The organism is Pantoea dispersa, from assembly GCF_019890955.1.
Classification (GTDB): Bacteria; Pseudomonadota; Gammaproteobacteria; order Enterobacterales; family Enterobacteriaceae; genus Pantoea; species Pantoea dispersa.
Map to the genome: position 1 here is coordinate 3,695,701 of NZ_CP082346.1, position 25,147 is coordinate 3,720,847.

The 25,147-nt window shown below is 55.1% G+C and carries 19 protein-coding genes, 4 tRNA genes and 1 riboswitch; of the genes, 5 read left to right on the top strand and 18 right to left on the bottom strand.

Annotated features, from left to right (window positions below; genetic code table 11):
* Window position 1 precedes the first annotated feature (1 nt).
* Both hemE and nudC read right to left on the bottom strand, forming a co-directional pair.
* On the bottom strand, window positions 2-1,069 hold the full coding sequence (gene hemE / locus K7H94_RS17260) for a uroporphyrinogen decarboxylase (RefSeq protein WP_132467026.1): 1,068 nt from the start codon (window positions 1,067-1,069) through the stop codon (window positions 2-4).
* Window positions 1,070-1,108: 39 nt separating this feature from the next.
* Window positions 1,109-1,882 (bottom strand): NAD(+) diphosphatase, encoded by a 774-nt coding sequence (gene nudC, locus K7H94_RS17265; protein WP_021508198.1) that lies wholly within the window; start codon window positions 1,880-1,882, stop codon window positions 1,109-1,111.
* Window positions 1,883-1,970: 88 nt separating this feature from the next.
* Here nudC and K7H94_RS17270 point away from each other — a divergent pair, with 88 nt between their 5' ends.
* From K7H94_RS17270 to thiE, 3 genes are all read left to right on the top strand, one after another.
* Window positions 1,971-2,477, top strand: coding sequence for an Rsd/AlgQ family anti-sigma factor (locus tag K7H94_RS17270; RefSeq protein WP_021508199.1), 507 nt, complete (start codon window positions 1,971-1,973; stop codon window positions 2,475-2,477).
* A gap of 151 nt (window positions 2,478-2,628) precedes the next feature.
* Window positions 2,629-2,729: riboswitch (TPP riboswitch) on the top strand.
* Between the two features lie 90 nt (window positions 2,730-2,819).
* The gene (gene thiC / locus K7H94_RS17275; protein WP_222951399.1) at window positions 2,820-4,742 is read left to right on the top strand and encodes a phosphomethylpyrimidine synthase ThiC; all 1,923 of its coding nucleotides are present in this window, start codon (window positions 2,820-2,822) and stop codon (window positions 4,740-4,742) included.
* Window positions 4,742-5,389: a thiamine phosphate synthase gene (thiE, locus tag K7H94_RS17280; RefSeq protein ID WP_021508201.1), complete on the top strand. Its 648-nt coding sequence runs from the start codon at window positions 4,742-4,744 to the stop codon at window positions 5,387-5,389. Before thiC ends, thiE begins: the two co-directional genes overlap by 1 nt.
* Window positions 5,390-5,551: 162 nt before the next feature.
* Here thiE and K7H94_RS17285 read toward each other — a convergent pair whose 3' ends face one another.
* Window positions 5,552-7,006 carry an aminotransferase-like domain-containing protein gene (locus K7H94_RS17285; protein WP_222951400.1) on the bottom strand — a complete coding sequence of 485 codons (1,455 nt, stop codon included), beginning with the start codon at window positions 7,004-7,006 and terminating at the stop codon, window positions 5,552-5,554.
* 175 nt (window positions 7,007-7,181) lie between these two features.
* Between K7H94_RS17285 and K7H94_RS17290 the strand changes: the two genes are divergently transcribed.
* Window positions 7,182-7,367, top strand: coding sequence for a DUF1127 domain-containing protein (locus K7H94_RS17290; RefSeq protein ID WP_021508203.1), 186 nt, complete (start codon window positions 7,182-7,184; stop codon window positions 7,365-7,367).
* A 66-nt stretch (window positions 7,368-7,433) separates the two neighbouring features.
* Here the strand turns inward: K7H94_RS17290 and rpoC are convergent, their stop codons facing one another.
* The 13 genes from rpoC to K7H94_RS17355 all read right to left on the bottom strand — a co-directional run bounded on the left by rpoC (window position 7,434) and on the right by K7H94_RS17355 (window position 21,606).
* On the bottom strand, window positions 7,434-11,657 hold the full coding sequence (gene rpoC, locus K7H94_RS17295) for a DNA-directed RNA polymerase subunit beta' (protein WP_058769982.1): 4,224 nt from the start codon (window positions 11,655-11,657) through the stop codon (window positions 7,434-7,436).
* A gap of 72 nt (window positions 11,658-11,729) precedes the next feature.
* A complete protein-coding gene (gene rpoB / locus K7H94_RS17300) occupies window positions 11,730-15,758 on the bottom strand; it encodes a DNA-directed RNA polymerase subunit beta (RefSeq protein WP_021508205.1) in 4,029 nt (1,342 codons plus the stop codon).
* A gap of 326 nt (window positions 15,759-16,084) precedes the next feature.
* The gene (gene rplL / locus K7H94_RS17305) at window positions 16,085-16,450 is read right to left on the bottom strand and encodes a 50S ribosomal protein L7/L12 (protein WP_021508206.1); all 366 of its coding nucleotides are present in this window, start codon (window positions 16,448-16,450) and stop codon (window positions 16,085-16,087) included.
* A 66-nt stretch (window positions 16,451-16,516) separates the two neighbouring features.
* Window positions 16,517-17,014: a 50S ribosomal protein L10 gene (gene rplJ, locus K7H94_RS17310; RefSeq protein ID WP_021508207.1), complete on the bottom strand. Its 498-nt coding sequence runs from the start codon at window positions 17,012-17,014 to the stop codon at window positions 16,517-16,519.
* 347 nt (window positions 17,015-17,361) lie between these two features.
* On the bottom strand, window positions 17,362-18,066 hold the full coding sequence (gene rplA / locus K7H94_RS17315) for a 50S ribosomal protein L1 (RefSeq protein WP_021508208.1): 705 nt from the start codon (window positions 18,064-18,066) through the stop codon (window positions 17,362-17,364).
* A 3-nt stretch (window positions 18,067-18,069) separates the two neighbouring features.
* The gene (rplK, locus tag K7H94_RS17320; RefSeq protein ID WP_013507401.1) at window positions 18,070-18,498 is read right to left on the bottom strand and encodes a 50S ribosomal protein L11; all 429 of its coding nucleotides are present in this window, start codon (window positions 18,496-18,498) and stop codon (window positions 18,070-18,072) included.
* A 147-nt stretch (window positions 18,499-18,645) separates the two neighbouring features.
* Window positions 18,646-19,191 (bottom strand): transcription termination/antitermination protein NusG, encoded by a 546-nt coding sequence (gene nusG, locus K7H94_RS17325; RefSeq protein WP_010616908.1) that lies wholly within the window; start codon window positions 19,189-19,191, stop codon window positions 18,646-18,648.
* A 1-nt stretch (window position 19,192) separates the two neighbouring features.
* On the bottom strand, window positions 19,193-19,576 hold the full coding sequence (secE, locus tag K7H94_RS17330; protein ID WP_021508209.1) for a preprotein translocase subunit SecE: 384 nt from the start codon (window positions 19,574-19,576) through the stop codon (window positions 19,193-19,195).
* A 226-nt stretch (window positions 19,577-19,802) separates the two neighbouring features.
* Entirely contained in the window at window positions 19,803-20,987 is a 1,185-nt protein-coding gene (tuf, locus tag K7H94_RS17335; protein WP_150059788.1) for an elongation factor Tu, read from the bottom strand.
* A gap of 106 nt (window positions 20,988-21,093) precedes the next feature.
* Window positions 21,094-21,169: transfer RNA gene (locus tag K7H94_RS17340), tRNA-Thr, on the bottom strand.
* A 5-nt stretch (window positions 21,170-21,174) separates the two neighbouring features.
* Window positions 21,175-21,249 (bottom strand) — tRNA-Gly (locus tag K7H94_RS17345).
* A gap of 189 nt (window positions 21,250-21,438) precedes the next feature.
* Window positions 21,439-21,523 (bottom strand) — tRNA-Tyr (locus tag K7H94_RS17350).
* Window positions 21,524-21,530: 7 nt separating this feature from the next.
* Window positions 21,531-21,606, bottom strand: a tRNA-Thr gene (locus tag K7H94_RS17355).
* 396 nt (window positions 21,607-22,002) lie between these two features.
* Between K7H94_RS17355 and coaA the strand changes: the two genes are divergently transcribed.
* The gene (gene coaA, locus K7H94_RS17360; protein ID WP_058759911.1) at window positions 22,003-22,953 is read left to right on the top strand and encodes a type I pantothenate kinase; all 951 of its coding nucleotides are present in this window, start codon (window positions 22,003-22,005) and stop codon (window positions 22,951-22,953) included.
* A 52-nt stretch (window positions 22,954-23,005) separates the two neighbouring features.
* Here coaA and birA read toward each other — a convergent pair whose 3' ends face one another.
* Together birA and murB are read right to left on the bottom strand one after the other, a co-directional pair.
* Complete coding sequence (birA, locus tag K7H94_RS17365; protein WP_058759910.1) at window positions 23,006-23,968, bottom strand: bifunctional biotin--[acetyl-CoA-carboxylase] ligase/biotin operon repressor BirA; 963 nt, start codon at window positions 23,966-23,968, stop codon at window positions 23,006-23,008.
* Complete coding sequence (gene murB / locus K7H94_RS17370; protein WP_141497198.1) at window positions 23,965-25,002, bottom strand: UDP-N-acetylmuramate dehydrogenase; 1,038 nt, start codon at window positions 25,000-25,002, stop codon at window positions 23,965-23,967. Before murB ends, birA begins: the two co-directional genes overlap by 4 nt.
* Window positions 25,003-25,147 lie beyond the last annotated feature (145 nt).

Below are 25,147 nucleotides of genomic sequence, written 5' to 3' on the forward strand. Positions count from 1 at the left end.
CTTATCCCTGATGATATGGTCGTGATAGCCGATGCACCGCCTCCACAAACGCGCCAGCGTGCTCTGGCGGAACATCCTGATGAATCCCGTGACCGAGGTTGAAGACGTGACCTTCGCCTGCGCCAAAGCCTTCCAGAATCCCCGCCACTTCCTGCTCAATTCGTGCAGGGGGTGCATACAGCATAGACGGATCCATGTTGCCCTGCAGCGCGACCTTATCGCCCACGCGGCGCCGCGCTTCGCCAATATCGGTGGTCCAGTCAAGGCCCAGCGCATCACAGCCAGTGGCGGCCATCTCTTCCAGCCACTGGCCGCCGCCCTTGGTAAACAGGGTGATGGGCACGCGTCTTCCTTCGTTCTCATGCAGTACGCTGTCGACGATTTTGTGCATGTAATAGAGCGAGAACTCGCGATAGTCGCGCCCGGTCAGCACGCCGCCCCACGTATCAAACACCATCACCGACTGCGCACCCGCTTTAATCTGCGCGTTGAGGTAAAGGATCACGCTCTCTGCCAGCTTATCCAGCAGTGCGTGCAGCGTCTGCGGCTCGGCGTACATCATCTTCTTGATTTTGGTGAAAGCCTTGCTGCTGCCGCCTTCTACCATGTAGGTTGCCAGCGTCCACGGGCTGCCGGAGAAACCGATCAGCGGCACTTCGCCTTTGAGGTTGTGACGGATGGTGCGCACCGCATTCATCACGTAACCCAGCTCCTGCTCTGGATCCGGCACCGGCAGTTTATCCACATCGGCACGACAGGTGATTGGATGGGAGAAACGCGGGCCTTCGCCGGTCTCAAAGTAGAGTCCCAGGCCCATCGCATCCGGAATGGTGAGGATGTCGCTGAAGAGGATCGCGGCATCCAGCGCATAGCGGCGCAGCGGCTGCAGGGTGACTTCGCACGCCAGCTCCGCGTTCTTACACAGCGACATAAAATCACCGGCCTCAGCGCGCGTGGCTTTGTATTCCGGCAGGTAACGCCCGGCTTGTCGCATCATCCATACCGGGGTGATATCCACCGGCTGGCGTAACAGGGCGCGCAGATAACGATCGTTCTTCAGTTCACTCATAATGGGCTCTCTCATGCTAAGGCCGGCAGTGTAGCATTTTCACGCCGCGCTGGCGCGACACAGCGCAACCGTATCTTCAATCAGCCGGCGCGCCACGGTGCCCGGCGGCGGCAACAGGGGCAGATCGTCGTAGCGATACCAGCCAGCATCCAGCAGCTCTTTACCATCGTGCTGCAGCTCGCCGCCATCGTACTCCGCCATGAACGCCATCATCAGCGAGTGCGGGAACGGCCACGGCTGCGAGGTCACGTAACGCACATTTTTTACCCGCACGTTACTCTCTTCCATCACCTCGCGGGCCACCGCCTGCTCCAGCGTTTCGCCGACTTCGACAAAACCGGCCAGCACGGTGTAGATGCTGTTGCGATGGCGCGCATGGTTTGCCAGCAGAATCTCCTCACCGCGACGAATCGCCACAATGATGCAGGGGGCGATTTGCGGATAGTAGCGCTCGCGGCAATGGCTGCACAGGCAGGCGAATTCGCGCTTGCTGTGCTGCATTTCATGGCCGCAATAGCCGCACCAGCGATGCGAACGGTAGAACTCTGCCAGCTGCACGCCGCGCCCGGCGAGCTGAAACAGACCGACATCTTCGTCAATCAGCTGGCGCACCGAGGCCATATTGTCCGGACGCGCTTCGCATACCAGCCAGACGTTTTCGCCCTGCCACTCGCCAATCACTCTGCCGCTGCTGCCGGTCAGGCCAAACTCGCCGGATAAGCCATGCGGCAACTCACCTTGCGGCAACCAAAGTTTCTGCGCGGAGCTGACAATCCACCAGCCAGCGTCTACGCTTGAGATCTCACGTTGCATCTTAATCGTTGTCCTTAGCGTCAAATAGCACGCTGAAATCCTGATGTTAAGTGTGTAATAAACAACTATAACTCACCTGGAGCCCCGTATGCTTACCCAGTTAGATAACCTGACCGAGCGTGTAGGTGGCGGTAATGAATTAGTCGACTCATGGTTGCGCGCCCGTCGACAGCTGCTCGTCACCTATTACGAGTTAATTGGCATGAAGCCGAACAAAGAAGCGCTGACCGCGCTGGATGAACAGGCGCTGGATGCGTTTTGCCATCGTCTGGTGGACTATCTCTCTACCGGCCACTTCAGCGTTTACGAGCGCATCATCAGCGAGATGTCCGGCGACAGCCCGATGATTGCGGCGGCGCAGATCTATCCGGCGCTGGAAGGCAATACTGAACGGCTGATGCAACTGTATGACAGCCATCTGCAGCAGGCCATTAATGACGACAACTGCGTGGATTTCCAGCAGGCGCTGTCAGAAGTGGGCGAAGCGCTGGAGTCACGCTTTACGCTGGAAGACAAACTGATTCAGCTCGCCTGGGATAACCAGCTGGCGCGCCCGCCGGTGGCCAATGACAGCACCATTGCTCGTCCGGCCTGAACCGCTGCAGTTGTAAAAGACTTGTTATTCAGGAAAAGCCCTTTTATGCTGAATGGGCTTTTTTATTGTCTTTTTAACGACAATCCACAATCAAACTTTGCGATATAAGCGCAGCGTGCAGCAGTCAGTAAAGTCGCTTATCGCGTAAAACGTAAACTTGTCGGAGTGCCCTTAGGGGCTGAGACCGTTAATTCGGGATCCGCGGAACCTGATCAGGTTAGTACCTGCGAAGGGAACAAGAGTAGATGTGATCAGCACGGTGCAGTCAGGCGCCCGCACCGTTTCTGTTACTCCTTCCGGACTCCGGACAAGCAGCTTCCCCTTGTTTTCAGGAAACTTGCTATGTCTGATGCTAAAACCTCACGTCGTGAACAACGCGCGCAGGCGCAAAAATTTATCGATTCGCTCCAGGGAACCGCCTTCCCTAACTCCAAACGTATCTGGATCAGCGGCAGCCGCGCGGATATCCGCGTCCCGATGCGCGAAATTCAGCTCAGCCCGACGCACACCGGCGGCAGCAAAGATCATCCGCAATACGCAGAAAATGAACCGGTGCCAGTGTATGACACCGCCGGTGCCTATGGCGATCCCCACGCGACCATCAATGTGCATCAGGGTCTGGCAAAATTGCGCGCCGGCTGGATCGCCGAACGCAACGACAGCGAAACCATCAGCGCACTCAGCTCAAGCTACAGTCAGCAGCGGCTGGCAGATGACGGGCTGGATCATCTGCGTTTTGAACACCTCCCGCTGCCGCGCCGGGCCAAAGCGGGTCGCCGCGTCACGCAACTGCACTATGCGCGTCAGGGCATTATCACGCCGGAGATGGAGTTCATCGCGCTGCGCGAAAACATGGGACGTGAGCGTATCCGCAGTAAAACGCTATTGCAGCAGCACGCCGGTCACGGCTTTGGTGCGCAGCTGCCGGAGAATATCAGCGCCGAATTCGTGCGCGCCGAAGTGGCCAGCGGCCGCGCCATCATTCCTGCCAACATCAATCACCCGGAATCGGAGCCGATGATCATCGGCCGTAATTTTCTGGTGAAGGTCAACGCCAACATCGGCAACTCGGCGGTAAGTTCGTCGATTGAAGAGGAAGTGGAAAAACTGGTGTGGGCCACGCGCTGGGGGGCAGATACCGTGATGGATCTGTCGACCGGCCGCTATATCCATGAAACGCGCGAGTGGATTTTGCGCAACAGTCCGGTGCCGATCGGCACGGTGCCAATCTATCAGGCGCTGGAAAAGGTCAACGGTATTGCAGAAGATCTTAACTGGGACATTTTCCGCGATACCCTGCTGGAACAGGCTGAGCAGGGTGTTGATTACTTCACCATTCACGCGGGCGTGCTGCTGCGCTATGTGCCGATGACCGCACAACGGCTGACCGGCATCGTGTCGCGCGGCGGCTCAATCATGGCGAAGTGGTGCCTGTCACATCATCAGGAAAACTTCCTCTACCAGCATTTCCGCGAAATCTGTGAAATCTGCGCCGCCTATGATGTCGCGCTGTCGCTCGGTGATGGTTTACGTCCCGGCTCGATTCAGGACGCCAACGACGAAGCCCAGTTTGCCGAACTGCGTACCTTAGGCGAGCTGACGCAAATCGCCTGGCAATATGATGTGCAGGTCATGATTGAAGGCCCCGGTCACGTGCCGATGCAGATGATCCGCCGCAATATGACCGAGCAGCTGGAACACTGCCATGAAGCGCCGTTTTATACGCTGGGCCCGCTGACGACCGATATCGCGCCGGGCTACGATCATTTCACCTCCGGGATTGGCGCCGCCATGATCGGCTGGTTTGGCTGCGCGATGTTGTGCTACGTCACGCCGAAAGAGCACCTTGGCCTGCCGAATAAAGAGGATGTTAAGCAGGGGCTGATTACCTACAAGATCGCGGCGCACGCTGCCGATCTGGCTAAAGGCCATCCCGGCGCGCAGATCCGCGACAACGCCATGTCGAAAGCTCGCTTCGAGTTCCGCTGGGAAGATCAGTTTAATCTGGCGCTCGATCCACATACCGCGCGGGCCTATCACGACGAAACCCTGCCGCAGGAATCCGGCAAAGTGGCCCACTTCTGTTCCATGTGCGGCCCCAAATTCTGTTCAATGAAAATCACCCAGGAAGTGCGCGAATTTGCCGCCCGTCAGCAGACTGAAGCCCAGCCGATAGCGCTGGGCATGGCGCAAATGTCCGATGCCTTCCGTAGCCGTGGCGGCGAGCTGTATCACGCCGCCGATGCCCTGAAAGAGGAAAAATGATGACTGAAGCCTTCCCTGCCACCGCGCCAAAACTGGGGCTCTATCCGGTTGTCGACAGCGTGTTGTGGATTGAACGCCTGCTGGCAGCCGGCGTGCGCACCCTCCAGCTGCGCATCAAAGATGGCGATGATCGCCAGATTGAAGCCGCGGTACGCGATGCCATCGCCCTGGGCAAACAGTACGGCGCGCGGCTGTTTATCAACGATTACTGGCGTTTAGCGATTAAGTACAACGCCTATGGTGTGCATCTTGGTCAGGAAGATCTGGATGTGGCCGACCTGGACGCTATCCGCCACGCCGGCTTACGCCTGGGTCTGTCGACACACGATGACGCCGAGCTGGATCGCGCGCTGGCGCTGCGTCCGTCCTATATTGCGCTCGGCCACATCTTTCCGACACAAACCAAAGAGATGCCCTCTGCGCCGCAGGGCATTGCCGAGCTGAAGCGCCATCTGGCGCGGCTGCAGCATATTCCCACCGTGGCGATTGGCGGCATTTCGCTGGCACGCGTGCCGGAGGTGCTGGCGACCGGTGTCGGCAGCATTGCCGTGGTCAGCGCGATTACCCAGGCGGAAGACTGGCAGGCGGCCACCCGCCAGCTGCTGGCGCTGGTAGAATCCCCAGAGCATGTCGCAAAAGCGTTGTAACTGACTGCAACGGCGGTAAAAATCCGCGAATACGGCGCGCAAACGGCAGCAGTCAGGGCTGGCGCGACCGGGGACAATCGCTAAAGTGAGCCTGCCCGCTGTCGCTTGCAGCGGGCCAGGGCTGGCTTCCCCGACTCTCTGTCCGGCCCTGCCTTTCCACCGTTATTCTGTCAGGGAGGTGATATGGCGCGTTTCCGCACTGCAGGCCTGCATGGCACGCTCCACAGCTGCGCCGAGGCTGGCAATCGCCTGCTCGGTTTGCTCATTCATTGGCAGACCATAATTGAGGCGCAGACAGTTGCGATATTTACCCGCCGCCGAAAACAGCGAACCGACCGCCACCTGGATTTTCAGCTCCCGCAGCTCCGCATTCAGCCGCACCGCATCGAAGGCTTCCGGCAGCTCAATCCACATCAGGAAACTGCCTTGCGGCCGCGAGACGCAAATGCCGCAGGGAAAATAGTGGCGCACCCAGCAGCTAAACGTCTCATAGTTACGCTGATACACATGGCGCATGCGGCGCAAATGCGGCAGGTAATGGCCCTGACGAATAAACTCTGCGACCGCATACTGCGGCTGCGTTGCCGTCGAACCGGTGCCAATATATTTCATGTGCAGTACGCGATCGCGATAGCGTCCCGGCGCGACCCAGCCCACGCGCAAGCCGGGCGCCAGGGTTTTGGAAAACGAGCTGCACAGCAGCACGCGGCCATCCATATCCAGCGATTTGATGGTGATCGGACGCGGATACTCCCACGCCAGCTCGCCGTAAACATCATCTTCAATGATCGCCGCGTCAAAGCGCTGCGCCAGCGTCAGCAGCGCGCGCTTACGCGCTTCCGGCATGATAAATCCGAGCGGGTTATTGCAGTTGGGTACCACCACCACCGCTTTGATTGGCCACTGCTCAAACGCCAGCTCCAGCGCCTCAAGGCTGATCCCGCTGACCGCATCGGTAGGGATTTCAATGGCGCGAATGCCCAGACCGCGCAGTGTCTGCATGGTGCCGTGAAACGCTGGCGACTCGACGGCAATGATATCGCCTGGCTCGCACACGGCGCGAATCGACACCGACAGCGCTTCATGGCAACCGGTAGTGATGACAATATCTTCCGCCGTCAGTTGACAGCCGCTGTCAATTGTCAGCCGCGCAATTTGCTCGCGCAGCGCTGCCACGCCGAGCAGGCTGTCGTAGTTGAGCTGATCAATGTCCTGCTTCTGCGCCATGCGGCCCATGATTTTCCACAGCGGCTTGAGCGTCGGCTGGGTCAGGTCCGGCATGCCGCTGCCCAGCTGCAGCACGTCGCCATTAATGCGGCTGCTCAGCAGCTCCAGCACCGATTCCCACTGGGTGATCTCAACCGGACGCTGTACGGGTCGGGTCATCGCGGGCACCGGCGGCGTGGCTTTACGGGTAGCGACAAAATAGCCGGAACGCGGCTGCGGCACGATAAGCTGCTTCTCTTCCAGCAGATGATAAGCCTGCTGCACGGTACTGATGCTGACGCCGTGCTCAATGCTGAGCGTACGCACCGAGGGCAAGCGTTCGCCGCTGCGATACAGCCCCTGCTCAATACGGTCTGAAAGCAGACAGGCCAGATGTTGATAGCGCGTCATTGTGTGCCTCGCTGCGTTAACGGTGATCAAAAATCAGTACAGATGACGCCTATTTCTACCATTCAGATCGGTACGGGCGCAATCTGTATGTTAAAGATAAGTGATTTTTGAACCTGTATTGAATTCGCCATCAGAGGGAAAATGTCGTTCAGACATCATACTGAGGGCTGGGATTATGGAATTTGATCAGAACCGGGCGGCAAAACCGTTCAGCGTGACCTTACTCGATATCTTTCGTGGCGGCGTGCGCGCGATAAAACGCTGGCATGCCAGACGGGAAACGCGGGAGATTCTTTCGCACCTGAGTGATGCGCAGTTGCGTGACATCGGGCTGACGCGTCAGGATATCAATCAGAAATAACGCGGATTTCAGACGAAAAAAAACCCTGCCGAGGCAGGGTTTTTTCATGGTCAGCAGAGCAGACGATTATTCGTCGTCGCTACCGCCCAGACCGGCGTTCAGCAGCTCAGCGAGGCTGGCAGAGGCTTCATCCGCAGTCACCTGCGGTGCAACCGGTGCTTCACCCGCCTGACGGCGACGCATACGATCCTGGTGGTAAGCATAACCGGTACCGGCCGGGATCAGACGACCCACGATAACGTTCTCTTTCAGGCCGCGCAGTTCGTCGCGCTTGCCTGCTACCGCTGCTTCGGTCAGGACACGGGTGGTCTCCTGGAACGATGCCGCAGAGATGAACGATTCGGTTGCCAGCGAGGCTTTGGTGATACCCAGCAGGTCACGCATGTACGTCGCGCCGATTTTGCCGTTCGCTTCCAGATCGCGGTTGGAGATCTTGATACGAGAGACTTCCGCCTGCTCGCCTTCCAGGAACTCCGAGCTACCCGCGCTCAGGATGGTTGCTTTACGCAGCATCTGACGCACGATGACTTCGATGTGCTTATCGTTAATCTTAACGCCCTGCAGGCGGTAAACTTCCTGCACTTCGTTAGTGATGTAACGGGTCACAGCATGGACGCCACGCAGACGCAGGATGTCGTGCGGAGACTCTGGGCCGTCGGATACGACGTCACCACGTTCTACACGTTCACCTTCGAATACGTTGAGCTGACGCCATTTCGGAATCATCTCTTCATACGGATCGCTACCGTCAACCGGGGTGATCACCAGACGACGCTTGCCTTTGGTCTCTTTACCGAAGGAGATGATACCGCTGATCTCCGCCAGGATAGCTGGCTCTTTCGGACGACGCGCTTCGAACAGGTCGGCAACGCGTGGCAGACCACCGGTGATGTCCTTGGTACCGCCAGATTCCTGCGGAACACGCGCCAGGGTATCACCCGAGCTGATCTTCACGCCATCTTCCAGCTGCACAATCGCTTTACCTGGCAGGAAGTACTGTGCCGGCATGTCGGTGCCCGGGATCAATACGTCGTTGCCGTTGGCATCAACGATTTTCAGTGCCGGACGCAGGTCTTTACCGCCCGCAGTACGCTCTGCAGAATCCAGTACCACCAGCGATGACAGACCAGTGAGGTCGTCAGTCTGACGGGTAATGGTCTGACCGTCGATCATGTCGGTGAAGCGGATGAAACCGCCCACTTCGGTGATAACCGGCATGGTGTGTGGATCCCAGTTTGCAACGGTTTCGCCCGCGGCAACCTGCTCGCCATCACCTTTCGCCATGACCGCACCGTAAGGCACTTTATAGCTCTCTTTGGTACGACCGAACTCGTCGATCATCTTCAGCTCAACGTTACGCGAGACGATAACCAGTTTCCCGGAGGAGTTGGTTACTGACTTGGCGTTGGTCAGCTTGATAGTACCTTTGTTCTTCACCTGAATGCTGGATTCAGCTGCCGCACGCGATGCCGCACCACCGATGTGGAAGGTACGCATGGTCAGCTGGGTACCCGGCTCACCGATGGACTGTGCTGCGATAACGCCGATGGCCTCACCTTTGTTGATGATGTGACCACGTGCCAGATCGCGACCGTAGCAGTGTGCACACACACCGAAGTCGGTTTCACAGCTCACCACGGAACGCACTTTAATTGCGTCCACGGAGTTCAGTTCAACCACGTCACACCAGTGCTCATCGATCAGGGTGTTACGCGGGATCAGGATGTCCGCAGTGCCCGGCTTCAGCACGTCTTCTGCCGTCACACGACCCAGTACACGCTCACGCAGCGGCTCTTTAACGTCGCCACCTTCGATGACCGGAGTCATCATGATGCCTTCGAATGTGCCACAGTCGTCTTCGGTGACTACCAGGTCCTGCGCCACGTCAACCAGACGACGGGTCAGGTAACCGGAGTTCGCCGTTTTCAGTGCGGTATCGGCCAGACCTTTACGCGCACCGTGGGTCGAGATGAAGTACTGGAGTACGTTCAGACCTTCACGGAAGTTCGCGGTGATCGGCGTCTCAATGATGGAGCCATCTGGCTTCGCCATCAGACCACGCATACCTGCCAGCTGACGAATCTGTGCCGCAGAACCACGCGCACCGGAGTCGGCCATCATGTAGATGCTGTTGAACGAAACCTGCTGCTCTTCTTCGCCGTGACGGTTGATCACGGTTTCGGTCTGCAGGTTATCCATCATCGCTTTGGATACGCGTTCGTTAGCCGCAGCCCAGATATCGATGACTTTGTTGTAACGTTCGCCTGCGGTAACCAGACCAGACTGGAACTGCTCCTGGATCTCGGCCACTTCCGCTTCGGCTTCTGCAATGATTTCTGCTTTCTTGGCAGGAATCACCATGTCGTCGATACCGACTGAGGCACCTGAACGGGCTGCATAGGCAAAGCCGGTGTACATGGTCTGGTCAGCAAAGATAACGGTCGGCTTCAGGCCCAGGATGCGGTAACAGGTGTTCAGCATCTTAGAGATCGCTTTCTTACCCAGCGCCTGGTTGACGATGGAGTAAGGCAGACCTTTCGGTACGATCATCCACAGGATCGCACGACCAATGGTGGTGTCGATCAGGCTGGTTTTCGCAACGAGCTCTTCCTGCTCATTTTTGCTGTATTCAGTGATACGCACTTTAACGCGTGCATGCAGCTCGGCCTGGCCAGCGCGGTAAACACGCTCAGCTTCTTTCGGGCCGGTCAGCACCATGCCTTCGCCTTTGGCGTTCACTTTGTCGCGGGTCATGTAGTACAGACCCAGAACAACGTCCTGTGAAGGAACGATGATTGGCTCGCCGTTCGCTGGAGACAGAATGTTGTTGGTAGACATCATCAGCGCACGCGCTTCCAGCTGGGCTTCCAGCGTCAGCGGTACGTGAACAGCCATCTGGTCACCATCGAAGTCGGCGTTATACGCCGCACACACCAACGGGTGCAGCTGGATCGCTTTACCTTCGATCAGTACCGGTTCAAACGCCTGGATACCCAGACGGTGCAGGGTTGGTGCACGGTTCAGCAGTACCGGGTGTTCGCGAATCACTTCATCCAGGATATCCCAGACGACCGCTTCTTCGCGCTCAACCATTTTCTTGGCCGCTTTAATGGTGGTCGCGAGGCCACGCAGTTCCAGCTTGCCGTAGATGAACGGTTTGAACAGCTCCAGTGCCATTTTCTTCGGCAGACCGCACTGATGCAGACGCAGGTATGGACCTACGGTGATAACCGAACGACCGGAGTAGTCAACACGTTTACCCAGCAGGTTCTGACGGAAACGACCCTGCTTACCTTTGATCATGTCGGCCAAAGATTTCAGAGGACGTTTGTTAGAGCCGGTGATGGCACGACCGCGACGGCCGTTATCCAGCAGGGCATCTACCGCTTCCTGCAGCATACGTTTTTCGTTACGTACGATGATATCTGGCGCAGCCAGATCCAGCAGACGCTTCAGACGGTTGTTACGGTTGATCACGCGACGATACAGATCGTTCAGATCCGACGTAGCGAAACGACCGCCGTCCAGCGGTACCAGCGGACGCAGATCTGGCGGCAGCACCGGCAGAACGGTCAGGATCATCCACTCTGGCTTGTTGCCAGACTGCACGAACGCTTCCAGCAGCTTAATACGCTTGGTCAGCTTTTTACGTTTGGTCTCAGAGTTGGTTTCGTTCAGCTCTTCACGCAGCTGCTCGCACTCCTGCTCCAGATCCATATTTTTCAGCAGCGCCTGGATAGCTTCCGCACCCATCTTCGCGTCGAATTCGTCACCGAACTCTTCCAGCGCGTCAAGGTACTGCTCTTCGGTCAGAATCTGACGTTTTTCCAGGTTGGTCATGCCGCCTTCGACCACAACATAAGATTCGAAGTACAGCACGCGCTCGATGTCACGCAGCGGCATATCCAGCAGCAAACCGATGCGGGACGGCAGTGATTTCAGGAACCAGATGTGCGCGGTCGGCGAAGCCAGCTCGATGTGGCCCATACGCTCACGACGCACTTTGGTCTGCGTGACTTCAACGCCACACTTCTCACAGATCACGCCACGGTGTTTCAGACGCTTGTACTTACCGCACAGGCATTCGTAATCTTTTACTGGTCCGAAAATACGGGCACAGAAAAGACCGTCACGCTCCGGCTTGAAGGTACGGTAGTTAATGGTTTCCGGCTTTTTAACTTCACCGAAAGACCAGGAACGGATCATGTCTGGCGAGGCCAGCGCAATTTTGATCGCATCAAACTCTTCGGTTTTAGTTTGCGCTTTCAGAAACTTAAGTAAGTCTTTCACGGATTAGCTCCCGTCGGAGTGGAACTCTCAGGGACGCGCCAGGCGCGTCCCATAACCAGTACTTGCGAGTGCTTACTCGTCTTCCAGCTCGATGTTGATACCCAGCGAGCGAATCTCTTTCAACAGTACGTTGAAGGATTCCGGCATGCCCGGTTCCATCTGATGGTTGCCGTCAACGATGTTTTTATACATCTTGGTACGGCCGTTGACGTCATCAGACTTAACGGTAAGCATTTCCTGCAGGGTATACGCGGCACCGTATGCTTCCAGTGCCCACACTTCCATCTCACCGAAGCGCTGACCACCGAACTGCGCCTTACCACCCAGCGGCTGCTGCGTAACCAGGCTGTAAGAGCCGGTAGAACGGGCGTGCATCTTGTCGTCGACCAGGTGGTTCAGTTTCAGCATGTACATGTAACCTACGGTTACCTGACGCTCAAACTGCTCACCGGTACGGCCGTCGAACAGGGTGATCTGACCGGAAGAAGGCAGACCGCCGAGCTGCAGCAGCTCTTTGATTTCGCTCTCTTTCGCACCGTCGAACACTGGCGTCGCGATTGGCATACCTTTTTTCAGGTTCTCTGCCAGACGCAGCACTTCGTCGTCCGAGAAGGTGTTCAGGTCAACTTTCTGACGCACATCGGTGCCCAGATCGTAAGCACGCTGGATAAACTCACGCAGTTTGGCGACTTCTTCCTGCTTCTTCAGCATCGCATTGATCTTCTCACCAATGCCTTTCGCCGCCATACCCAGGTGGGTTTCCAGAATCTGACCGATGTTCATACGCGATGGTACGCCCAGCGGGTTCAGTACGATGTCGACCGGCGTACCGTTCTCATCGTATGGCATGTCTTCGATTGGGTTGATCTTCGAGATAACACCTTTGTTACCGTGACGACCCGCCATTTTGTCACCAGGCTGAATCTGACGCTTAACGGCCAGATACACCTTGACGATTTTCAGCACGCCCGGTGCCAGATCGTCGCCCTGGGTGATCTTGCGACGCTTCGCTTCGAGTTTCTTCTCAAACTCGTGCTTCAGCTCGTCATACTGCTCAGCCAGCTGCTCCAGCGCGTTCTGCTTCTCTTCGTCGGTCAGACCGAGTTCCAGCCAGCGCTCACGTGGCAGCTTGTCCAGTTTCTCCGCTTCCACGCCACCTGAAATCAGGACGGCCTGGATACGGCTGAACAGGCCCGCTTCGAGGATCTGCAGTTCTTCAGACAGGTCTTTTTTCGCCTGCTTCAGCTGCATCTCTTCGATTTCCAGCGCGCGCTTGTCTTTTTCCACGCCATCGCGGGTGAAGACCTGTACGTCGATAACCGTACCGGAAACGCCGTTTGGCACGCGCAGTGACGAGTCTTTCACGTCAGAGGCTTTTTCACCGAAGATCGCACGTAGCAGTTTCTCTTCTGGCGTCAGCTGGGTTTCACCTTTCGGCGTCACCTTGCCTACCAGAATGTCGCCACCGGTCACTTCCGCACCGATATACACGATGCCGGATTCATCCAGTTTGGAGAGCGCAGCTTCACCCACGTTCGGGATGTCAGCGGTGATCTCTTCCGGCCCCAGTTTGGTGTCACGCGACACGCAAGCCAGTTCCTGAATGTGGATGGTGGTGAAACGGTCTTCCTGTACTACACGCTCAGAAACGAGGATGGAGTCTTCGAAGTTGTAACCGTTCCATGGCATGAACGCCACGCGCATGTTCTGACCCAGCGCCAGCTCACCGAGGTCGGTAGACGGGCCGTCAGCCAGCACGTCGCCACGCTCGATAGGTTCACCCAGAGAAACACACGGCATCTGGTTGATGCAGGTGTTCTGGTTAGAACGGGTGTACTTGGTCAGGTTGTAGATGTCGATACCTGCTTCGCCCGGATACATCTCGTCTTCGTTAACTTTGATAACGATACGTGACGCATCGACGTACTGCACGGTACCACCACGTTTCGCGACAGCAGTTACACCGGAGTCGACTGCAACAGCACGTTCCATACCGGTACCAACCAGCGGCTTGTCAGCACGCAGGGTAGGTACAGCCTGACGTTGCATGTTCGCACCCATCAGGGCGCGGTTAGCATCATCGTGCTCCAGGAACGGGATCAGTGACGCACCGACAGAAACCACCTGCTGGGTGGAAACGTCCATGTAGTCAACCTGATCGCGGCTGAACAGGCTCGATTCACCTTTGCTACGGCACGTGACGAGATCGTCAACAAAGCTGCCGTCATCGGCGAGGTTGGTGTTCGCCTGAGCGATAACGTAGTTACCCTCTTCGATAGCAGAGAGGTAATGAATTTCATCACTCACTTTACCGTCAACCACGCGGCGGTACGGCGTTTCGAGGAAGCCGTATTCGTTAGTCTGCGCGTAAACAGAGAGTGAGTTGATCAGACCGATGTTCGGACCTTCCGGGGTTTCGATTGGACATACGCGACCGTAGTGAGTCGGGTGTACGTCACGCACTTCGAAGCCGGCGCGTTCACGGGTCAGACCGCCTGGGCCCAGAGCAGAGATACGACGTTTGTGCGTAATCTCAGACAGCGGGTTGTTCTGGTCCATAAACTGGGACAGCTGGCTGGAACCAAAGAACTCTTTCACCGCGGCCGAAATTGGCTTGGCGTTGATCATGTCCTGTGGCATCAGCGTGTCGAGGTCGCCCAGAGACAGACGCTCTTTCACGGCGCGCTCTACACGCACCAGGCCAACGCGGAACTGGTTTTCCGCCATTTCGCCGACCGAACGGATACGACGGTTGCCGAGGTGGTCGATATCATCCACTTCGCCAATACCGTTACGGATACCGATGAGCTTCTTCATCACTTCGATGATGTCGTCTTTGCTCAGGATACCGGAACCTTCGATCTCGTCACGCAGCAGAGAACGGTTAAACTTCATGCGGCCAACGGCCGACAGATCGTAACGATCTTCAGAGAAGAACAGGTTCTCGAACAGGTTTTCTGCGGCTTCACGCGTTGGCGGCTCGCCAGGACGCATCATGCGGTAGATCTCAACCAGCGCGCTCAGGCGATCGTTGGTTGGGTCAACGCGCAGCGTCTCAGAAATGTACGGGCCGTGATCCAGGTCGTTGGTGAACAGGGTTTCAATGCGCTTGTGACCGGACTGGCTCAGTTTCGCCAGCAGATCCAGTGACAGCTCCATGTTCGCCGGTACGATCAGCTCACCGGTGTTCAGATCGATGTAATCTTTCGCGACCACTTTGCCCGCGATGTACTCGACCGGCACTTCGATGTGCTGAATGTTGTCTTTTTCCAGCTGACGGATGTGGCGCGCAGTGATGCGACGACCTTTCTCAACGTAGACCGTGCCGTTGGCTTCGATATCGAAGGAGGCGGTTTCACCACGCAGGCGCTCAGGCACCAGTTCCATCTGCAGCTTGTTGTCGCGGATTTCAAACACCACTTTTTCGAAGAACAGATCGAGAATCTGCTCAGTGGTGTAATCCAGCGCGCGCAGGATGATACTGGCCGGCAGCTTACGACGACGGTCAATACGGACGAACAGGTTGTCTTTCGGGTCAAACTCGAAGTCGAGCCATGAACCGCGGTAAGGGATAATACGTGCGTTATACAGCACTTTACCGGAAGAGTGCGTTTTACCCTTATCGCTGTCAAAGAATACGCCAGGACTACGATGCAGCTGAGAAACGATAACACGCTCAGTACCGTTGATGACAAAGGTACCGTTGTCGGTCATGAGCGGAATTTCGCCCATGTACACTTCTTGTTCTTTGATGTCTTTGACGGTGCCTTCCGGCGCTTCGCGCTCGTAGATCACCAGACGCAGTTTAACGCGCAGCGGTGCGGAATACGTCACGCCACGGATCTGACATTCTGTCACGTCAAACACCGGCTCACCCAGACGGTAGCTGACATACTGCAACTCAGAGTTGCCGCTGTAGCTCGCGATTGGGAACACGGAACGGAAGGCTGCTTCCAGACCGTACTGGCCTTCTGGATCTTGCTCGATAAACTTCTGGAACGAGTCAAGCTGGATAGAAAGGAGATAAGGCACATCCAGTACTTGTGGACGTTTACCAAAATCCTTACGAATACGTTTTTTCTCGGTATAGGAGTAAACCATAGGGTTCCTCAGCTAGCTGACAAGTCGACCCACGCTGTCCGTCCTGAAGGGACAGTTCATGCAACACTATTTTGTTTTTCATGCGATGCGCGGCACCCCATGCAATACATCTTTCTATCACTCTTAAATCATTTCATCGCCGTTGCGCAGGCAGGGAACCCTCACAGGAAAGCGGTATATTAAGTCGTCGATAGAAAAAGATATTGAAGAGGAACAATGGACAAACAGTGCGAAACGCCATCATTCCCCTGTAGCGCAAAAAGGCTGGTGACCAAAAAGTCACCAGCCATCAGTCTGTTTACGCAGACTGCAACCCGAGGGTTGTCTTACTTAACTTCAACTTCAGCGCCAGCTTCTTTCAGAGCAGCTTCAAGTGCAGCTGCGTCGTCTTTGCTGATGCCTTCTTTGATTGCAGCTGGAGCAGCTTCAACCAGGTCTTTAGCTTCTTTCAGGCCCAGACCAGTTGCGCCACGAACGGCTTTGATTACAGCAACTTTGTTCGCGCCAGCAGCTTTCAGGATAACGTCGAATTCAGTTTTCTCTTCAACAGCTTCAGCCGGGCCAGCAGCAACAGCGACAGCAGCAGCAGCAGAAACGCCGAATTTTTCTTCCATAGCAGAAACCAGCTCAACTACTTCCATTACGGACATAGCTGCAACGGCTTCCAGGATTTGATCTTTAGTGATAGACATGACAATTGTTCCTAAGAATCAGTAAAAGTTTATACGTTAGCAAGTACGAAGAAAAAGAATCTGGCCTTAAGCCGCTTCTTTCGCGTCGCGAACAGCAGCCAGAGTGCGGACCAGCTTGCCAGCAGCAGCTTCTTTCATGGTCGACATCAGACGTGCCAGTGCTTCTTCGTAAGTCGGCAGCGTTGCCAGACGGTCAATTTGTGCCGCCGGGATCAGCTCACCTTCAAAGGCTGCAGCTTTGACCTCAAAGTTTGCATTCGCTTTCGCGAACTCTTTGAACAGACGAGCAGCAGCGCCCGGGTGTTCCATAGAGTATGCAATCAGGGTCGGACCAACAAACGTGTCTTTCAGGCACTCGAATGGAGTACCTTCAACGACGCGGCGCAGCAGGGTGTTACGAACAACACGCATGTAGACGCCAGCTTCACGACCTGCTTTACGCAGTTCAGTCATTTTATCAACGGTAACGCCACGGGAATCCGCAACAACCGCTGAAAGCGCGCCTTTGGCTACTTCGCTAACTTCAGCAACAATTGCTTGTTTGCCTTGAAGATTTAATGCCATTAGCTTTGCTCCTGGATTTGACCGGGAAAATTTCCCGGAACTCACTTCACTTACACACCCGAAGGCCGTAAGCGCGTTACACGGTGAGCAGAATCCAGTGAAGAAAAAATTCTTTTTGGTTCTGTCACCGTCTACGCAGGATATTAAGCATCACTTCCGAAGAGGTTCTGCTCCTGCGGTCTTGGACGGAGGCCAGGATCAGGCCTGGCTCCAACCTTAATCGCTGAATGACAAGGTGTTTAGACCTGTGCACTCCGCGACTATGAATTTGGGTTCTGAATTGACGGATCAACCAGAACAACGGGCGTAAGATTCTAGATGAATTTTTCGCCCGTTACAAGCAGCAATTAGTTTGCTGCTGCGTTCAGACCAGCCTGGTCAACGGCAACGCCGGCGCCCATGGTGGTAGAGATGCTGACTTTCTTGATGTACACGCCTTTCGCCTGAGCAGGTTTAGCTTTTTTCAGCGCAACCAGCAGAGATTCCAGGTTTTCTTTCAGTTTGTCAGCATCGAAGTCCACTTTACCGATGGTGGTGTGGATGATGCCGTTTTTGTCGTTACGGTAACGAACCTGACCCGCTTTAGCGTTTTTCACAGCTTCAGCAACGTTAGGAGTTACGGTACCAACTTTCGGGTTTGGCATCAGACCACGTGGGCCCAGAACCTGGCCCAGCTGGCCAACAACGCGCATTGCATCCGGAGAAGCAATAACAACGTCAAAGTTCATTTCGCCTTTCTTGATCTGATCAGCCAGGTCTTCCATACCTACCAGCTCAGCGCCAGCTGCTTTAGCAGCTTCAGCGTTTGCGCCCTGGGTAAAGACGGCAACACGTACTGAACGACCAGTACCGTGTGGCAGAACGGTCGCGCCGCGCACGTTCTGGTCAGATTTACGTGCATCGATGCCGAGGTTAACAGCAACGTCCACGCTCTCTACGAATTTAGCGGTAGCCAGTTCTTTCAGCAGAGCAACAGCTTCGTTGATGTCATACTGTTTAGTCGCATCAACCTTGTCACGGATCACGCGCATGCGCTTGGTCAGCTTAGCCATTTCTTAGTCCTCCACTACCAGGCCCATGGAACGAGCAGTACCTTCGATAGAGCGAGTCATCGCTTCTACGTCAGCACCAGTCATGTCCGCAGCTTTGGTTTCTGCGATTTCACGTACCTGAGCACGAGTTACTTTACCGACTTTATCTTTGTTCGGCTTACCAGAACCAGACTTGATGCCTGCTGCTTTTTTCAGCAGAACGGCAGCCGGAGGCGTTTTGGTAACGAAGGTGAAAGAACGGTCGCTGTATACGGTGATAACTACTGGAGTCGGCAGACCCTTTTCCAGTGATTCTGTTTTGGCGTTGAACGCTTTACAGAATTCCATGATGTTAACACCCTGCTGACCCAGAGCCGGACCAACTGGTGGGCTCGGGTTAGCCATACCAGCTGCAACCTGCAGCTTGACGTAGGCTTGTACTTTCTTGGCCATGATATTTCCTCTATTGGGTATAGCGCCTGGCGAACAGGCTCCCCGTGATAACGATTTACACGCTGTTGCCAGCGCATAAAAACAAAAGGCGCGAAATTATAGGTAAATTTCGCGCCTTCCGCAAGAGCTAAAAAGTGAACAAACGGCTTAGCCTTTCTCCACCTGAGCAAAGTCGAGTTCTACCGGCGTTGCACGGCCGAAGATAGAAACAGAAACCTTCAGGCGGCTCTTCTCGTAATCCACTTCTTCGACCACACCGTTGAAGTCGGCAAACGGGCCGTCGTTGACACGCACCATCTCGCCTGGCTCGAACAGCGTTTTCGGACGCGGCTTATCACCCACCTGCTGCAGGCGGTTCATGATCGCATCCACTTCTTTATCACTGATCGGTGCCGGACGGTCAGAGGTACCACCAATGAAGCCCATTACACGCGGTACACTGCGCACTAAGTGCCAGCTGGCGTCATTCATCACCATCTGGACCAGTACGTAACCAGGGAAGAATTTGCGTTCACTTTTGCGACGCTGGCCGCCACGGATTTCCACGACTTCTTCAGTCGGCACCATGACTTCGCCAAACAGTTCTTCCATGTTGTGCAGTTTGATATGCTCTTGCAGCGACTTGGCTACGCGGGCTTCAAAACCGGAAAACGCCTGAACGACGTACCAGCGTTTTTTTGGAGCTTCAGACATCTCAGAACCTCAGGCCAGTGATAAACGATACCAGACGGACCAGAATACCATCCAGCCCCCACAAAATCAGTGACATCACGGCAGTGACCGCGGCAACGATTAACGTGGTGTGCAATGTTTCCTGGCGAGTTGGCCAGATGACCTTACGCATTTCGGTTCTTGCTTCACGTGCAAAAGCCACGGTTGCTTTGCCTTTGGTGGTCAGCAACGCAATGCCGCCCGCCGCAGCGATCAACACCACGACAGCCAGCGCGCGTAAAGGCAGTGTCACATCGCGATACAGGTAGTTACCGACGATTGCTACCAGCAGCAATGCGATCACAACTACCCACTTTACCGCTTCCAGGCCGCGCCCGCTCCCTTGAGCTTCGGTATTCGCACTCATAAACCAACCTGCCACAATAATTCAGAAACTATTCTGCCCCGCAGAGCGAGGCATCCAAACCGAATGCGCTTTTGGGCATAACTCGGTATCCAGCGCCGTAATACAGAGCCTGTCTCAGCAATGATTATGATCGAAAATCACTGATGAGCCAGGTTCTGGTTAACAGCGTACAAAAGGGCATCAAATGATGCCCTTTCCGTGTGCATTGCGTCAAATATTATCGCTATTACGCGATAACTTTAGCAACAACGCCCGCGCCAACGGTACGGCCGCCTTCGCGGATTGCGAAGCGCAGACCTTCGTCCATTGCGATTGGATGGATCAGGGTAACAACCATTTTGATGTTGTCGCCTGGCATTACCATCTCAACGCCTTCTGGCAGCTCTACTGAACCGGTTACGTCAGTGGTACGGAAGTAGAACTGTGGACGGTAGCCTTTGAAGAACGGAGTATGACGGCCGCCTTCGTCTTTAGACAGAACGTAAACTTCTGACTCGAACTGGGTGTGTGGCTTGATAGTGCCTGGCTTAGCCAGAACCTGACCACGCTGGATCTCTTCACGCTTGATACCGCGCAGCAGAACACCACAGTTCTCGCCTGCCTGACCCTGGTCCAGCAGTTTGCGGAACATTTCAACACCGGTACAGGTAGACTTGGCAGTCGCTTTGATACCAACGATTTCTACTTCGTCGCCCACTTTCACGATGCCGCGCTCAACACGACCGGTAACAACGGTACCACGGCCAGAGATTGAGAATACGTCTTCGATTGGCAGCAGGAACGGCAGGTCGATAGCACGGACTGGATCGGGGATGTAGCTATCCAGGTGCTCAGCCAGCTCAACGATTTTCGCTTCCCACTCAGCTTCGCCTTCCAGCGCTTTCAGCGCAGAACCGCGTACGATTGGGGTATCGTCGCCAGGGAAGTCGTAAGCAGACAGCAGGTCACGCACTTCCATCTCAACCAGTTCCAGCAGCTCTTCGTCATCAACCATGTCGCACTTGTTCAGGAACACGATGATGTAAGGAACGCCAACCTGACGACCCAGCAGGATGTGCTCACGGGTCTGTGGCATTGGGCCATCAGTCGCAGCAACAACCAGGATCGCGCCGTCCATCTGCGCAGCACCGGTGATCATGTTTTTCACATAGTCGGCGTGGCCTGGGCAGTCAACGTGTGCGTAGTGACGGGTCGGGGTTTCATATTCAACGTGAGAGGTGTTGATGGTGATACCACGAGCCTTCTCTTCTGGCGCGTTATCGATCTGATCGAATGCACGCGCCTGGCCGCCGTAGGTTTTAGCCAGAACGGTGGTGATTGCCGCAGTCAGAGTGGTTTTACCGTGGTCGACGTGACCGATGGTGCCCACGTTTACGTGCAGTTTGTTACGTTGAAATTGCTCTTTAGCCATCGCTTGTCCCTCTAAGACACGGATATATCAAAGATATCGTCACATTAACCAGGCAAAACCTGATGTTAGTTTTACAGAGAGAGAATCAGGAGAGAGATAAAGGAAGTGGTGCTGATACCCAGAGTCGAACTGGGGACCTCACCCTTACCAAGGGTGCGCTCTACCAACTGAGCCATATCAGCACATCTGGAGCGGGCAGCGGGAATCGAACCCGCATCATCAGCTTGGAAGGCTGAGGTAATAGCCATTATACGATGCCCGCATCCTGGAACTCGGCTACCTGTTCTTTCTGTAGCTTATGAATAATAAAAGAAGACCTTCTATTATTCGAGCCAGTCAGAGTTTCCGACTGACGGTGATCACGCTACTGCGCAATCTGAATTCGAAGGTGAGAGAGTTGAACTCACCCATCAGATAAGCCTTTATCTGACGCTCAACCGAGAGGTTGAGATGGTGGTGGGAGAAGGATTCGAACCTTCGAAGTCTGTGACGGCAGATTTACAGTCTGCTCCCTTTGGCCGCTCGGGAATCCCACCTACTTGATGGTGCCGGCTACCGGAATCGAACTGGTGACCTACTGATTACAAGTCAGTTGCTCTACCAACTGAGCTAAGCCGGCATCAAGTGACGCGCATTCTAGGAAGACCGGGTTCAGGATGCAACAAAAAAATTGCTAAATTTGCACTACCGCTTACTATTTGTGCAAATCCTCGCAAAACGCCCCGCCAGCGCAGCAAAAAGCAGCAAACATGGTTTGTTTTTCCGCCAGCCCACAGCCTGATTATTCTTTGATACCGCGTTAGCCTCACACTGTGATCATAAAAATGCGGGCCTGCTTACGAAAGCGTGCTCAGGTTTATCATTTTACTTCTTTTTAAAGTCACACTGGTGTTACCCTCCTGCCCATTGTTCTCGTTAAATTACCCCTGTGACGTGCAACTGAGTTCGACACATCGCTGTATGCCTGTTGCTGCAAGGTGTTGATGAGCCAGAATTTGCGGTCAGATGCATGCTTATGAGTAAAAAAACGACGCCACTGACGACGCCCTACCTGCAGTTTGATCGCCAGCAATGGGCTGCGCTGCGAGATTCCGTACCGATGACGCTGGCCGCCAGCGAAATTGAACGGCTGCGCGGTATCAATGAAGATCTTTCGCTGGAAGAAGTCGCTGAGATCTACCTGCCGCTATCACGTCTGCTGAACTTCTATATCAGTTCAAATCTGCGCCGTCAGGCGGTGCTGGAGCAGTTCCTTGGCACCAATGGCCAGAAGATCCCTTACATTATCAGTATTGCCGGCAGTGTCGCCGTCGGTAAAAGCACCACCGCGCGCGTGTTACAGGCGCTGCTTAGCCGCTGGCCCGAGCACCGCAAGGTGGAACTCATCACCACCGATGGCTTTTTGCACCCTAATGCGGTGCTGAAAGAGCGCGGCCTGATGAAGAAGAAAGGCTTCCCGCAGTCGTATGATATGCATCGACTGGTGAAGTTCGTATCGGATTTGAAATCGGGCGCCAGTCAGGTCACCGCACCGGTGTATTCACACCTGATATACGATGTCATCCCGGATGGCGATAAGGTGGTGCAGCAGCCGGACATCCTGATTCTGGAAGGGCTGAACGTCCTGCAGAGCGGTATGGATTATCCGCACGATCCGCATCATGTATTTGTCTCAGATTTCGTCGACTTTTCAATATATGTCGATGCGCCAGAAAACTTATTAGAGCGCTGGTACGTTAATCGCTTTCTTAAATTCCGCGAAGGTGCCTTCAGCGATCCGGACTCTTATTTCCACCACTATTCCCAGCTGCCTGAAGAGGAAGCAGAGAGTATTGCACGTGGGTTATGGAAAGAGATTAACTGGCTGAATTTAAAAGAAAACATCTTACCTACACGTGAGCGGGCCAGCCTGATCATGACCAAGTCTGCGGATCATGCCGTGCAAAGCGTGCGGTTACGGAAATAGTATTAAAACGCCCTGCTTTGTCAGGGCATTTAATGCATTACTGTTTACTGTGTTAATTAGCGGGACGTAATGAGATTTCCCCACCGACCCAGGATTTAATCTCACCATCCTGTTCCAGCAATAAACCGCCCTGCTTATCAATTCCGCGCGCAATGCCATGCACTTCACGATCGCCAATCAGCAGTTTCACCGGACGATGGATAAAGTTATCCAGCGCTTCCCAGCGGCCGACAAACGGCGCCAGCCCATCGCGTTCAAACAGCGGTAAAGCTTCACGCAGACGGTTTATCAACCTGGCGGCGAGTTCGTTACGATTGATCTCAATGCCGGCTTCCTGCAGATTGATCCAACCCTGATTGATTTCCGCCGTGCCTTCGCCCCGCATCACCAGGTTGATCCCCGCGCCCATCACAATTTGCGCCGCATCGCCGGTTTTACCGGTGAGCTCAACCAGAATACCCGCCAGTTTACGATCCTGCAGATAGAGGTCATTTGGCCACTTAACGCGGACGTCTGCCGCGCCCAGCGACTGGATAACCTCTGCCATCACGATACCAATCACCAGACTCAGGCCCATTGCCGCAGCTGGCCCCTGCTCCAGTCGCCAGTACATGGACATGTAGAGATTGGCGCCAAACGGCGAGAACCATTTCCGTCCGCGCCGGCCGCGCCCGGCCTGTTGATATTCCGCGATGCATGCATAGCCGGAGTTCAGCTGGTCCATGCGATCGAGTAAATACTGATTCGTGGAGTCAATAACCGGAATCACCGCCAGATCTGCCTGATGCAGATGCGCCAGGATCGCCTCTTCATTCAGCAGCTGAATGGGCGCTGGCAGGCTGTAGCCTTTCCCTGTCACGGTGTAGACATCCAGGCCCCAGCTTTTCAGCGTCTGAATATGTTTATTCACGGCAGCGCGGCTCATACCGAGCGCTTCACCCAGTTGTTCACCAGAGTGAAATTCGCCATCGGCCAGCAGGGCGACCAGTTTTAATGGAACGCTATGATCTTTCATGAAATCACCTCGACGGCGTTACGCTCGCCCTGCGCGCCAATAAACCGCACCTCTGGCTCCAGCCACACGGCAAATTTTTTCCCCACCTCCTGGCGCACATGATGGGCCAGGGCGACAATATCCTGCGGTGTGGCATTGTCTTCATTGATCAGTACCAGTGCCTGCTGACGATGCACCGCAGCGCCGCCAAGACGGTAGCCTTTCAACGCACACTGATCGATCAGCCAGCCGGCGGCCAGCTTGACTTCACCACTGTGCTGTGGATAGTGCGGCATAGCAGGATAGTGCGTGAGCAATACCTCTGCCTGCTGAGCGGAAATCAGGGGGTTTTTAAAGAAACTGCCTACATTGCCTGTTACGCGCGGATCGGGCAGCTTACTTTGCCGCATATGGCACACCGCATTGAATACGTCCCACGCGCATACGGTGGCGGGATTGAGCTTCGCCAGATCGCCATAGCTCAGCACCGGTTTCCACTGCTTCGCCAGACGCAGCCCGACGGCCACAATCACATAGTCATGCTTCATCGCGTGTTTGAAGATGCTGTCGCGATAGCCAAACTGGCACTCATCACGGTGCAGACGCGTGACTGTGCTATCCGGCAGGTGTAACACCTCGACGTACTGGCAAATATCTTTAAATTCAACACCGTAAGCGCCAATGTTCTGGATGGGTGCCGATCCCGTCACGCCTGGAATCAGCGCCAGATTTTCCAGCCCGGTGAGGCCTTTCTTTAGAGTGTGCTCAACCAACTGATGCCAGTTTTCGCCAGCACCCACGTGCAGATGCCAGGCTTCGTCGTGCTCTTCCAGGGTGATGCCTTTAATCGCGTTAATCACCACGCAGCCGGCAAAATCTTCGAGGAACAGGACGTTACTGCCCTCGCCAAGCACCATAAACGGCTGATTATTCTGCTGGCTGGCGTGCCAGGCAGAGGAAATGGCTTCTGCGCTATCCGCAACAACAAGCTTTTCAGCCGCGATTGCAAGACCCAGTGTGTTGAACGCTTTCAGGGAAGTCTGAGGGCTGGACATGTTACGGCCTTTACTGATTAATCTGGCCGTAGTTTACCCGATTGCACGGTTTTACAGTGGGGAGTTTTCGCGTTTTTAGCGGGAAATTTGCCGGAGTACGGACGTAAAAAAGCCCCGGACTTTCGTCCGGGGCTTTTTTACGGGT

What these genes read in the sequence shown, in the direction of transcription:
- rplK (WP_013507401.1), bottom strand. Translation starts at nt 18,498, where the DNA reads ATGGCCAAGAAAGTACAAGCCTACGTCAAGCTGCAGGTTGCAGCTGGT.
- K7H94_RS17285 (WP_222951400.1), bottom strand. Translation starts at nt 7,006, where the DNA reads ATGACGCGCTATCAACATCTGGCCTGTCTGCTTTCAGACCGTATTGAG.
- birA (WP_058759910.1), bottom strand. Translation starts at nt 23,968, where the DNA reads ATGAAAGATCATAGCGTTCCATTAAAACTGGTCGCCCTGCTGGCCGAT.
- secE (WP_021508209.1), bottom strand. Translation starts at nt 19,576, where the DNA reads ATGAGTGCGAATACCGAAGCTCAAGGGAGCGGGCGCGGCCTGGAAGCG.
- rpoB (WP_021508205.1), bottom strand. Translation starts at nt 15,758, where the DNA reads ATGGTTTACTCCTATACCGAGAAAAAACGTATTCGTAAGGATTTTGGT.
- tuf (WP_150059788.1), bottom strand. Translation starts at nt 20,987, where the DNA reads ATGGCTAAAGAGCAATTTCAACGTAACAAACTGCACGTAAACGTGGGC.
- rplL (WP_021508206.1), bottom strand. Translation starts at nt 16,450, where the DNA reads ATGTCTATCACTAAAGATCAAATCCTGGAAGCCGTTGCAGCTATGTCC.
- nusG (WP_010616908.1), bottom strand. Translation starts at nt 19,191, where the DNA reads ATGTCTGAAGCTCCAAAAAAACGCTGGTACGTCGTTCAGGCGTTTTCC.
- nudC (WP_021508198.1), bottom strand. Translation starts at nt 1,882, where the DNA reads ATGCAACGTGAGATCTCAAGCGTAGACGCTGGCTGGTGGATTGTCAGC.
- murB (WP_141497198.1), bottom strand. Translation starts at nt 25,002, where the DNA reads ATGTCCAGCCCTCAGACTTCCCTGAAAGCGTTCAACACACTGGGTCTT.
- K7H94_RS17290 (WP_021508203.1), top strand. Translation starts at nt 7,182, where the DNA reads ATGGAATTTGATCAGAACCGGGCGGCAAAACCGTTCAGCGTGACCTTA.
- hemE (WP_132467026.1), bottom strand. Translation starts at nt 1,069, where the DNA reads ATGAGTGAACTGAAGAACGATCGTTATCTGCGCGCCCTGTTACGCCAG.
- coaA (WP_058759911.1), top strand. Translation starts at nt 22,003, where the DNA reads ATGAGTAAAAAAACGACGCCACTGACGACGCCCTACCTGCAGTTTGAT.
- rplA (WP_021508208.1), bottom strand. Translation starts at nt 18,066, where the DNA reads ATGGCTAAGCTGACCAAGCGCATGCGCGTGATCCGTGACAAGGTTGAT.
- thiE (WP_021508201.1), top strand. Translation starts at nt 4,742, where the DNA reads ATGACTGAAGCCTTCCCTGCCACCGCGCCAAAACTGGGGCTCTATCCG.
- K7H94_RS17270 (WP_021508199.1), top strand. Translation starts at nt 1,971, where the DNA reads ATGCTTACCCAGTTAGATAACCTGACCGAGCGTGTAGGTGGCGGTAAT.
- rplJ (WP_021508207.1), bottom strand. Translation starts at nt 17,014, where the DNA reads ATGGCATTAAATCTTCAAGGCAAACAAGCAATTGTTGCTGAAGTTAGC.
- thiC (WP_222951399.1), top strand. Translation starts at nt 2,820, where the DNA reads ATGTCTGATGCTAAAACCTCACGTCGTGAACAACGCGCGCAGGCGCAA.